At 73.2% G+C, this 11,284-nt stretch carries 6 protein-coding genes, 1 tRNA gene and 1 pseudogene; 1 reads left to right on the top strand and 7 read right to left on the bottom strand.

Going from position 1 to position 11,284, the window contains the following annotated elements; genetic code table 11:
- Nucleotides 1–380: pseudogene (locus FOE67_RS06425) on the top strand (hypothetical protein); the annotation flags it as partial.
- 234 nt (nt 381–614) lie between these two features.
- On the opposite strand, the gene FOE67_RS06420 reads toward FOE67_RS06425, so the two are convergent.
- The 7 genes from FOE67_RS06420 to gyrB all read right to left on the bottom strand — a co-directional run bounded on the left by FOE67_RS06420 (nt 615) and on the right by gyrB (nt 10,875).
- Nucleotides 615–2,018: a hypothetical protein gene (locus FOE67_RS06420; RefSeq protein ID WP_182661355.1), complete on the bottom strand. Its 1,404-nt coding sequence runs from the start codon at nt 2,016–2,018 to the stop codon at nt 615–617.
- Nucleotides 2,018–4,180 carry a VWA domain-containing protein gene (locus FOE67_RS06415; protein WP_182661353.1) on the bottom strand — a complete coding sequence of 721 codons (2,163 nt, stop codon included), beginning with the start codon at nt 4,178–4,180 and terminating at the stop codon, nt 2,018–2,020. Before FOE67_RS06415 ends, FOE67_RS06420 begins: the two co-directional genes overlap by 1 nt.
- A 382-nt stretch (nt 4,181–4,562) precedes the next feature.
- Nucleotides 4,563–4,724: a DLW-39 family protein gene (locus tag FOE67_RS06410; RefSeq protein WP_182661350.1), complete on the bottom strand. Its 162-nt coding sequence runs from the start codon at nt 4,722–4,724 to the stop codon at nt 4,563–4,565.
- Nucleotides 4,725–5,001: 277 nt separating this feature from the next.
- A tRNA-Ile gene (locus tag FOE67_RS06405) sits at nt 5,002–5,075 on the bottom strand.
- A 103-nt stretch (nt 5,076–5,178) separates the two neighbouring features.
- Complete coding sequence (locus tag FOE67_RS06400; RefSeq protein ID WP_323384357.1) at nt 5,179–6,036, bottom strand: DUF3566 domain-containing protein; 858 nt, start codon at nt 6,034–6,036, stop codon at nt 5,179–5,181.
- Between the two features lie 3 nt (nt 6,037–6,039).
- Entirely contained in the window at nt 6,040–8,676 is a 2,637-nt protein-coding gene (gene gyrA, locus FOE67_RS06395; RefSeq protein WP_228473610.1) for a DNA gyrase subunit A, read from the bottom strand.
- A 138-nt stretch (nt 8,677–8,814) separates the two neighbouring features.
- Nucleotides 8,815–10,875, bottom strand: a complete 2,061-nt coding sequence (gene gyrB, locus FOE67_RS06390; RefSeq protein WP_182661348.1) for a DNA topoisomerase (ATP-hydrolyzing) subunit B — start codon at nt 10,873–10,875, stop codon at nt 8,815–8,817.
- Nucleotides 10,876–11,284: the final 409 nt, after the last annotated feature.

Genomic DNA, 11,284 nt, shown 5'->3' with positions numbered 1-11,284 from the left:
CCCCGTCGCCCTCCCCGACCGGGGCGCCGACGCCCTCCCCGTATCCGCCCGCCGGGGCGTACGGGTACCCGCCGGCTCCGCCCCCCGTGCCCCCGCCGGCGTCCGGCGCGGGGGTGCACGAGCAGCCCACGACGCTCTCCCCGCCCGGTGCGCCCGGCGCCCCGGGCGGGTACGGAGCGCCCGGTGGGTACGGCGCCGCGGGTTCGCACACCCCGCCGACGCCGTTGATGACCACGGCCGCCGCGGCCCCGACCGGCGCCTCCGCGTCGGGGGCCGGGGCCCGTCGGGGGCCGGGTCCCTCGCCGGTGATCGCGGTGACCCTGCTGGTGGTGGCGCTGGTGCTGATCGGCGCCGGGGTGTGGGCCGTCGTCACGGCCTGAGCCGTTCCCCGGCCCCCCGGCCGGTGGGCAGGGGTCCGTCCCGCTCCGGCGCCCCGGGGCCGAGCGCCGCCGGCGATCGGTGGGGACCCGATCGCCGGCGGTGGGAACCGCCTCCCGGAACCCGCTCCGGGGCTCGCCGCGCGACGTGCGCGGGAACCCCGGCACCGCGCGTCGGCGGGGCCGCTCCCGAAGGAACGACCCCGCCGACGACGCGGTACCCCGGGGGGCGGCCCCTCAGCCGCTCCGCGCGGCGGAACGCCGCCCCAGCAGCGTCCACCCGCCCAGCACCACCAGCAGCGCCACCCCGGCACCGATCCCCGCGAAGCCGAACAGCTGCCGGGTGTCACGGCGCTCGGCGGCGACGTCCGCGTCGCTCAAACCCTGCTCGGCCTGTCGGCGGTCCTCCTCGGTGACCCCGAACCCGGCCGCGAAGGGGTCCCCGTCGTACAACGGCGGCTCGGCCGGCGGCTCGCCCTCCACCGACAACCGGATGGTCAGACCGATGGAGTCGGCGTCGGTGACCTGCTCGACGTCCCGGTGCAGGTGGATCACCAGGTGGTGCCACCCGGCGAAACGGGCCCGGGTGACATCGCTGTCGCCCTCGAAGCGGTGGTCGTAGGCGACCGGGGCGGGAGCGAACCCCTCCACCTGGATCTGCTCACCGCTGTAGGAGTTGCCCACCCCGACGATCCGCGCCCTGGCCGGGTTGTAGACCTCGGCGACCAACGCCTGGTACACGGAGGTGAAGCCGTCCCCCGTGGGCGAGTTGGCCAGCTCCACGGTGACCGCCGGCTGCTGGTGCCAGTCCACCGGGACCCGGTAGAAGAGCGTCTGGCCGGGGGCGATGTCGTCCCGCCACACACCCTCGCCGATGGACCGCGCGTCGTTGAAGCCGGTGCCGCCGACGACCCGCTCGGCGGACCCGGTGGGGGCGGGCGGCATCTCGTCGAGCCAGGTCCCCGGGTGGGGGGCGGAGGTGTCGCCGCCGAGCACCTCCGGTTCGCGCATCACCCGCAACTCCATCGGCCACGGTGCCGGATCGGAGGTCGCCTCGCTGGTGCGGGTCACCTCCAGCAGGTAGGTACCGGCCGCCTGGCAGTTCCGGTCGGGATCCACCACCCGGGTGGCCCAGGCCGCGATCGGACGGGCCGCGTCGTCGGCACCGAAGGTACGGCTGTCGTTGTTGCAGCTCTCACCACCGGTGGACTTCAGCTCGGTGCGGATGCCGTCCGAGGAGGCCACCCGGGTACCGGGGGCGGGCGCCGCGACGGCCGACAGGAACCAGCCGGAGACCTCGTCCAGGACCACGCTGTAGTAGAGCGTCTCGTTCGGCTCGATGGAATCCGTGTAGAGGGCGTCGGCCTCGATGCGGGGCGCGTCGGCGGTGCTGGCCGTGCCCTCCACCGGCCGGGCGTCGGCCGCCATGGTGTACGTCGTCGGGCCCGCCGCCCCGCCGTCCTCCCCGTCGTCCTCGGCGTACGCGACGCCGGGGACCCACACCGGCAGCAGCACGGCCGTGCACACGGCCGCCAGGGCGCCCCGTCGCAGCCGGCGGGCCGCCGCGGCGCCGGGGCGCCCCGCCGGTGTCCCCGCCGGCACCCCGGCCGGAGGGATGTGTCCGTGTCGTACCGCCCCCATCACCGGTCACCTCTCGTGTCGTTCCCGTTGTCATCGGTGCCCCGCGGTCCACCGGTGCCGCCGTACGGGCCCCCGGGGGCCCCCGGGGCGGCGGCCGGTGGGACCGGCGCGGGGCGCGGCGCCCGGAGCCGGGTCACCGCGAAGGCGATGCCGGCGATCAGCAGCACCGCTCCCGCGCCGCCCAGCGCCGCCATCAGCGGGGCGCCCCATCCCGACCCGTCGGCGGCGGTGTTCCCGGCGTCCCGGTCCCCGCCGGCGTCGGTCCCGTCGCCGGCGTTGCCCCGGTCACCGTCGTCGCCGTTGTCGTCACCGTCACGGTTCTCCCCGTCGGCGACCGGGACGGCGTCGTGGCCGGGGCCGGTCAGCTCCTCCCCCACCACGTCCACCCGCAGCACGACACCGATCGCCGCGTTGCGCGCGATCTCCGTCGCGCCCGGGCCGAGCGAGACGGCGATGTAGTGGTGACCGGGCGAGCGCACCGGGGCCACCGCCGTCGAACTCTCGTAGCGGTTGGTCCAGGTCACCGGCACGGTGCCCATGTCCACCGCCGACTCCTCTCCCCGGTAGGGGCGTTCGACGCGGAAGTCGCCGCGCCCGATGGGCGCGCGGTGCGGCGCGTACGCCGCGGTCCGCACCCACGAGGAGCCGGGGTTGCCCTCCAGCGTCGGCTCGTTGCCGAACTCCACCCGGTAGCGCAGCTGTTGCCCCCAACCCACCGGAACCCGGTAGAAACGGGTCTGGGCCGGCAGCAGGCGGTCCCGGTGCACGCCCGGGGCGAGTTCGACCGCGTCGTTGAAGCCGGTGCCGCCCTCGATGTCCACGGGCTCGTCGGTGGGCAGCGGGGCGTCCGGCCCGGCCGCGCCGTAGGAGGTGGCGGAGGCCGCCGGACGCACGTCGTCCGGCAAGGGCTCCTCCACCGTCACCCGCAGCTCGATCGGCCAGTGGGCCCCGTCGGAGCCCTCCTCGCTCTCCCGCTCCACCGACAGCAGGTACCGGCCGGCCGCGTCACAGGTCGAGTTACCGCCGGGGCTCGGCACCCGGCTGACGACCCCGGTCAGGATCATCGCGCCCTCGTCGTCCCCGAAGCGCACGTCCTCCCGCACGCAGCGGCGGAGGTTGTCCGGGGGCCCCGGGGATTCCGGGGATTCCGAGAGCGTCAGGCGCAGCCCGTCGCGGCGGTGCACGGCCACCCCGGGGTGGGGCACGGCGGTCACCGCGAGATCGGCGGTGGACACGTCGTCCAGGTCCACGGCGTACCAGCGGGTCTCACCGGGCCCGATCCGGTCCAGGTACCCGCCGGGCCCCAGGGTCGGCGCGGAGCCGGTGTCCGCCCCGCCCGCGCCACCGTCCACTTCCTCGCCCTCGAAGCGGTAGCCGTCGGCGGACAGTCGGGCGGCGCGCTCCAACTCGCGGCCCAGCGCCTCGCCGTCGGGGGCGTCGTAGTAGGTGCCGTGGCCCGCCTCGGCGATGCACTCCAGCTCGGCGCGGCCCTCCTCGCCGATCCGGAAGCCGACGGTGTCGATCCGCAGGTCCACGCCGTCGCCCGCCAGCCGCTCGGCGACCTCGCAGGGCGGTTCCCCCTCGCAGTTGGACTCGCCGTCGGAGATCAGCAGGACGGTGCGCCGGGCGATGGCCCCGTGCGGCACCTCCGGGAGGTCCTCCACGGCCCGCTCCAGGGCCAGCGAGGTGGGGGTGTTGCCGGTGGGACCGACCGCCCCCAGCGCGTCCCGGATGGCCTCCGGGTCCACCGGCTCGACCGGCTGCGCGAGCCGGGTGTCGGTGCAGTCGCTGCTGTCCGAGCCGTACAGCCGCAGCCCCGTCGGGTACCCCTCGGGGAGGGCGTCCACCGCGGTGCCCAGGGCCTCGCGGGCGTCGTCCATGCGGGTGGTGCCGGTGCCGTCGTCCTCGGCCATCGAGCCGGAGGCGTCCAGCACGAGGATCAGGCCGCCGGGAACGTCGGCGGGGGCGGCATGGGCCGTCGCGCCGCCGGGCGCACCCGGCGGCAGGGCCGTGGGGAGGGCGGCGAGGAGACCGCCGGCCAGGACGGTGAGGGCCGTGAGGGCGCCGAGCCCCCCGAGGGGCCGGCGCGCCGCCCGGCGGGCGGTGCGGCCCCCGTCGTCCCGGGTGTCGTCCCCGGCCGGCGTGTCCGGTATCGCGCCCATGCCCGCTCTCCCCCTCGTCGCTCGACCCGCTCCCCGGCACGCTCACGCGGGGACGGCCGGGCTCCACCGGGGCCCGCCCCGGCGCGAACCCCGAGAGCACCGTATGAGTTTGCACGCGCACACAACAAGACGAGGCGTGTCACGGTCTCGCCACAACCACCCGGTCATGATCACGAAAGGAGGGCGGGGCTCCATCGGGCGCACACCGCCCGGCGGTTCACGGCGCCGTGATCACCACCGCACATGCCCACCGCCGGGCCCCGCCGCGCCGGACCCCCGGACCCCGAACACGCCGCGGGCCCCGCACCGCCGCACGGCGGTGGGGGGCCCGTACCGGTCCGACCCGCGGCCGGATCGGCTCACGGGAGGCTCCGGGAGGCGTTCAGTGGTCCGTCGTGGCGCCGACGCCCGCGGGGACGGCGTCGCCCGGAACCGGGTCGGTGGCGTCGGTCCACAGGTCCTGCTCGGCCTTGCCCTGCTGGATCTGGCGGTACACCAGGATGCCGCCCGCGGCGACCAGTGCGACCAGGAGGAGCTTCTTCACCGTGCTACCTCGTCCTTCTTCGACATCATGTGGAGCATCCGGCGCCGATGATACCCAATCGTGTCCTGCCCAACGGGGCCCGCTCGCCGGGTCGCCGCCCCCGTTTCCGCGACCCCGGGGGCCCCGGGCGGGGGCCGGCCGCCCTCCCGGTCACCACCCCGGACAGCCGCGCCGGCGTCAACCGTTGGCGTCAACGGGCCGCGGAACGGGCCCGACCGGTACCGGCCGTGAATGTCGAAGACCCCCGGCCGGTACCGGCCGGGGGTCTTCTCGCGAGTGGGGCTAACAGGACTTGAACCTGTGGCCTCATCCTTATCAGGGATGCGCTCTAACCATCTGAGCTATAGCCCCGCGCTGCACCGAAAGATTAGCGCATGGTCCGGCCCGCTCCCAAATCGGCGCCGGTCCCGCCGGCGGGGGCGACCGACCGCGGAACGCCCCCGACCGGCGGGAATCACTCGTCCTCGGCGAGGGTCAGCTCGACGCCGCCCACGAAGCCCGCGGAGAGGTTGTACATGAAGGCCCCCAGCGTGGCCAGGGCGGTGGCCAGCACCACGTCGATGGCGGCGATCAGACCGGTGAACATCAGCACCCGGGGCAGGGAGAGGAACGCCTCCAGGTCGAAACCGCTGCTGTTCTCGGTACCGGTGGCCTCGCTGATGGTGGCGCCGATGGTGGAGAAGACCCCCATCGAGTCCATGACCATCCACAGCACCGCCACCGCGACCACGCCGCAGATCCCCAGCGCGATGGAGAGCAGGAAGCTCACCTTCATCACCGACCACGGGTCGGCCTTGGCCACCCGCAGCCGCGCCTTGCGGGTGCGCGGCACGGTCCGGGCCCCGGTGCGCGGACGCCGCATCGCCTGGTGCGGCTGCTCCGGCGGCCCGTAGCCGGCGTCGGCCTGCGGGCCGTGCTGCCCCGGCCGGCCGCCGGGCTGCTGCCCCCGGCCGGGCCCGTCGGTCTGCGGGCGCAGTCGGGTGGTCTCGTCCGGGCGCGCCCCCGAGCCGTCGGCCGCGGGCAGGGCGCCGGCCGGGGCCTGGTACGCCTGCGGCGGGTGGTAGCGCTCCGCCTGGCCCTTCTCCTGCCCATCCGGGGCATAGGGGTCCACGGGTCGGGCACTGGTCATCGTGGTTCCCCCACGCGTCGATCCTCCCCGGGAACGGGTGTCCCCGGAGCCGTGCTCGCCGCCGGGGACCTCCGGGTCGTCGGCGGACCGGGAGGGCCGGTCGGGCGTGGTGCCCGGTGCGTCCGGTGCCCGTCCGTGCTCTCCCCCGCCGCCGCCCCGGGGGGCTCCCTCGGCTGCGCTCACGCCTTACTCCTCGTCGCCGTCGGCCTCGCCCGATACGGCACCGGTCGGGACGTCCGCACCGGCCCCGGCGGTTCCGTCGTCGGCGGGGTCACCCGCCTCGGCGACCTCCTCGGCCTCCCGGCCCGCCTCCGCGTTCCGGGCGACGCCGACCACCGCATCGCGCTTGCCCAGGTTGATGAGCTGGACGCCCATGGTGTCACGGCCGGTCTCGCGGATCTCCTCGACCCGCGTGCGGATCACGCCCCCGGACAGGGTGATGGCCAGAATCTCATCCGTTCGCTCCACCACCAGGGCGCCGACCAGGGAGCCCCGGTCCTCGACGATCTTGGCGGCCTTGATGCCCAGGCCACCGCGTCCCTGCACCCGGTACTCGTCCACCGGGGTGCGCTTGGCGTATCCGCCGTCGGTTGCGGTGAAGACGAAGGTACCCGGCCGCACGACGTTCATCGACAACAGCTCGTCGCCCTCGCGGAATCCCATGCCCTTCACGCCGGAGGTCGCCCGGCCCATCGGCCGCAGCGCCTCGTCGGAGGCGGTGAACCGGATGGACTGCGCCTTGCGGCTGATCAGCAGCAGGTCGTCCTCGGAGGAGACCAGCTCCGCGCCGATCAGCTCGTCGTCGCGCCCGTCGGGCATCTCGCGCAGGTTGATGGCGATGACGCCGCCCGAGCGGGGCGAGTCGTAGTCCTTGAGCGGGGTCTTCTTCACCAGACCGGACTTGGTCGCCAGCACCAGGTACGGGGCGGCCTCGTAGTCCCGGATGGCGAGGATCTCCGCGATCCGCTCGTCGGGCTGGAAGGCCAGCAGGTTCGCCACGTGCTGGCCGCGCGCGTCGCGGCCGGCGTCCGGCAGCTCGTACGCCTTGGCCCGGTAGACGCGGCCCTTGTTGGTGAAGAACAGCAGCCAGTGGTGGGTGGTGGAGACGAAGAAGTGGTCGACGATGTCGTCCTCCTTCAGCTTCGTGCCCCGCACCCCCTTCCCGCCGCGCTTCTGGGCCCGGTAGTCGTCGGTCCGGGTCCGCTTGACGTAGCCGCCCCGGGAGATGGTGACGACGATGTCCTCCTCGGCGATCAGGTCCTCGATGGACATGTCGCCCTCGAAGGGCACCAGGCGGCTGCGCCGGTCGTCGCCGAACTTGTCGACGATGGCGGCCAGTTCCTCGCTGATGATGGAGCGCTGCCGCTCCGGGGAGGCCAGGATGGCCTGGTACTCGTTGATCTTCGCCTGGAGTTCGTCGTGCTCGGCGGTGATCTTCTGCCGCTCCAGGGCGGCCAGTCGGCGCAGCTGCATCTCCAGGATGGCGTTGGCCTGGATCTCGTCGATCTCCAGCAGCGACATCAGGCCGCCGCGGGCCTCCTCGACGGTCTGGCTGCGCCGGATCAGTGCGATGACCTCGTCGATCGCGTCCAGCGCCTTGAGCAGGCCGCGCAGGATGTGGGCGCGCTCCTCGGCCTTGCGCAGCCGGAAGCGGGTGCGGCGCACGATGACGTCGATCTGGTGGCCCACCCAGTTGCGGATGAAGGCGTCCAGCGACAGGGTGCGCGGCACGCCGTCCACCAGGGCCAGCATGTTGGCGCCGAAGTTGGTCTGCAGGTCGGTGTGCTTGTAGAGGTTGTTGAGCACGACCTTGGCGACGGCGTCCCGCTTGAGGACGATCACCAGACGCCGCCCGGTGCGCGAGGAGGACTCGTCGCGCACGTCGGCGATGCCGCCGATCCGGCCGTCCTTGACCAACTCGGCGATCTTCAGCGCCAGGTTGTCCGGGTTCACCTGGTAGGGCAGTTCGGTGACGACCAGGCACTGCCGGCCCTGGATCTCCTCGACCTCGACCACCGAGCGCATGGTGATCGAGCCGCGGCCGGTGCGGTAGGCATCCTCGATGCCGGTGCGGCCGACGATCAGCGCCCCGGTGGGGAAGTCGGGGCCCTTGATCCGCTCGATCAGCGCCTCGAGCAGCTCGTCCGGGGTCGCCTCGGGGTTCTCCAGGTACCACTGGGCGCCGGCGGCCACCTCCCGCAGGTTGTGCGGGGGGATGTTGGTGGCCATGCCGACCGCGATCCCGGCCGAGCCGTTGATCAGCAGGTTCGGGAAGCGGGCGGGCAGGACGGTCGGCTCCTGGTTCCGGCCGTCGTAGTTGTCCTGGAAGTCGACGGTCTCCTCGTCGATGTCCCGGAGCATCTCCATGGCCAGCGGGGCCATCTTGCACTCGGTGTACCGCATGGCGGCGGCCGGGTCGTTGCCCGGCGAGCCGAAGTTGCCGTTGGAGTCCACCAGCGGCATCCGCATCGCCCAGTGCTGGGCGAGCCGCACCAGGGCGTCGTAGATGGAGGAGTCGCCGTGCGGGTGGTAGGTGCCCATCACGTCGCCGACCACGCGGGCGCACTTGTAGAAGCCGCGCTCGGGGCGGTAGCCGCCGTCGTACATCGCGTACAGCACGCGGCGGTGCACCGGCTTCAGGCCGTCCCGCACGTCCGGCAGGGCGCGGGAGACGATGACGCTCATGGCGTAGTCGAGGTAGGAGCGCTGCATCTCCGACTCGAGCGTCACCGGCTCGATGCGGTCCCCCGCCTCGGCGGCCAGGAGGGGCGCGACGGGGGATTCGGCGGCGCCGTCCGGCGGGGGGGTGATGTCCTCGGCCATGTGGGTGGGTCCGTTCCCTTCGGGGCGTGGCGAGCTGGTTCGGTCCCGGAGTCCGGGAGGGGGCCGGATGGTGCCGGCGGTCGGCCGACGGGGACGGGGGCGCCGGGCACCGGGGCCCGGCGCGCCCGCGTCCGATCGTCAGATGTCCAGGAAGCGGACGTCCTTGGCGTTGCGCTGGATGAAGGAGCGCCGGGCCTCCACGTCCTCCCCCATCAGTACCGAGAACAGGTCGTCGGCGGCGGCCGCGTCGTCCAGGGTCACCTGGCGCAGCACGCGCTGGGCGGTGTCCATGGTGGTGATCCGCAGCTCCTCGGCGTTCATCTCGCCCAGGCCCTTGAAGCGCTGGATGGAGTCCTCGCGGATCCGCCGGCCCTGCTCCCGGCCCATCCGGATGAGGCTGTCGCGCTCACGGTCGGAGTAGGCGTAGTCGAAGTCGTCCCGACCCCACTTGATCTTGTACAGCGGGGGCTGGGAGAGGTAGACGTGGCCGGCCTCGACCAGCGGCCGCATGAAGCGGAACAGCAGGGTCAGCAGCAGGGTGTTGATGTGCTGGCCGTCGACGTCGGCGTCGGCCATGAGGATGATCTTGTGGTAGCGCAGCCGCGAGATGTCGAAGTCCTCGTGGATGCCGGTGCCGAAGGCCGAGATGAGCGCCTGGACCTCGGTGTTCTGCAGGACCTTGTCGATCCGGGCCTTCTCCACGTTGAGGATCTTGCCGCGGATCGGGAGGATCGCCTGGTACTGCGGGTCCCGGCCGGACTTGGCGCTGCCGCCGGCGGAGTCGCCCTCGACGATGAAGATCTCGCACTTGGTCGGGTCGTTGGACTGGCAGTCGCTCAGCTTGCCCGGCAGCGAGGCGGTCTCCAGCAGCCCCTTGCGGCGGGTCAGGTCGCGGGCCTTGCGGGCCGCCACCCGGGCGGTCGCGGCCTGGACGCCCTTGCGGATGATGTCCGCCGCCTCGGTGGGGTTGCGGTCCAGCCAGTCCGCCAGGTGCTCGTGGACGATCTTCTGGACGAAGGTCTTCGCCTCGGTGTTGCCGAGCTTGGTCTTGGTCTGGCCCTCGAACTGCGGTTCGCCGAGCTTCACCGAGATGATCGAGGTCAGGCCCTCGCGGATGTCCTCGCCGGTGAGGTTGTCGTCCTTCTCCCGCAGCAGCTTCTTCTCCCGCGCGTAGCGGTTGACCAGGGAGGTCAGCGCGGCGCGGAAGCCCTCCTCGTGGGTGCCGCCCTCGTGGGTGTGGATGGTGTTGGCGAAGCTGTAGACACCCTCGGTGTACTGGGTGTTCCACTGCATCGCGATCTCCACCGACAGCAGCCGCTCGGTGTCCTCCGCCTCGATGGAGATGACCGAGGGGTGCACCGGCTCACCCTTGCGGGAGTTGAGGTGGCGCACGAAGTCGACGATGCCGCCCTCGTAGTGGTAGCTCACCCGGCGGGCCTGGTTCTCGTCCTCGCTGCCCGCCGTGTCGGCGCCCGCGGTCTGCTTGGCGGACTCCCGCTCGTCGGTCAGCGAGATGGTCAGGCCCTTGTTGAGGAAGGCCATCTCCTGGAGGCGCCGGGAGAGCGTCTCGAAGGAGTAGTCGGTGGTCTCGAAGATGTCGCCGTCGGCCCAGAAGGTGACCGAGGTGCCGGTGCGGTCGGTCTCCTCGAGCCGGGCCAGGGGCGCGGTGGGGACGCCCATCCGGTAGTCCTGGGTCCAGCGGTGGCCGTCCCGGTGGATCTCCACCTCCACGCGGGTGGACAGGGCGTTGACCACGGAGACGCCGACGCCGTGCAGACCGCCGGAGACGGCGTAGCCGCCGCCGCCGAACTTGCCGCCGGCGTGCAGCACGGTGAGCACGACCTCGACGGCCGGCTTGCCCTCGGAGGGGACGATGTCCACCGGGATGCCGCGGCCGTCGTCGACGACGCGCACGCCGCCGTCGGCCAGCAGCGTCACCTCGATGCGGCTCGCGTGCCCGGCCAGGGCCTCGTCCACGGAGTTGTCGACCACCTCCTGGACGAGGTGGTGCAGACCCCGCTCACCGGTGGAGCCGATGTACATGCCGGGGCGCTTGCGAACGGCGTCCAGGCCCTCCAGGACCGTGATCGCGCTCGCGTCGTACGAGGAGTCCCCCGGAGCGGGGGTCGCGGCGGCGGCCGGGGTGTTCTCGTTGAAACTGCCGGAATCGGCCACGAAGCGCCCTTTCTGGCACAGCACGGACCGACTCCACGGAAGAGCGGAGCGGCCGTGTCACTCGACATGGTCCGCGGTGAGGCGGAGTCTCCATTCTACCGGCAGGACTGACAGCAATGGCGCTTTGCCGGGCCCTGAAGGCACATGAGATGCCCTGAACCGATGGCGTCCGACTCCCCATATGCGGCCCTACCCCCGAAACGGCTCACGGGGGCGCACAGCGCTTCGGACTGTCAACCTTCGGTAGCGTGATCGGGATCACACCCGAGGGGACGCGCCGGCCCCCCGACACCTTCCTGAACGGGGCCGGAACCCACCTGCCCCGCGACCGCCGCGGCACTCCCCGGGGAGAGGGCCGAAATCGTTCGACCGGACGTCCGGGAGAGGGCACGGGAGGCGCGAACGGGGACCCGGGGCGCCCACGGGACACGCC

The organism is Streptomyces calidiresistens, assembly GCF_014141525.1.
Taxonomy (GTDB): Bacteria; Actinomycetota; Actinomycetes; order Streptomycetales; family Streptomycetaceae; genus Streptomyces; species Streptomyces calidiresistens.
Note: the sequence above shows the minus strand (reverse complement) of the source record. Positions and strands in the feature narration are given on the sequence as shown.

Excerpts from the sequence above, each read along its gene's own strand:
- FOE67_RS06420 (WP_182661355.1), bottom strand. The coding sequence starts at position 2,018 with ATGGGGGCGGTACGACACGGACACATCCCTCCGGCCGGGGTGCCGGCG.
- FOE67_RS06415 (WP_182661353.1), bottom strand. The coding sequence starts at position 4,180 with ATGGGCGCGATACCGGACACGCCGGCCGGGGACGACACCCGGGACGAC.
- gyrA (WP_228473610.1), bottom strand. The coding sequence starts at position 8,676 with ATGGCCGAGGACATCACCCCCCCGCCGGACGGCGCCGCCGAATCCCCC.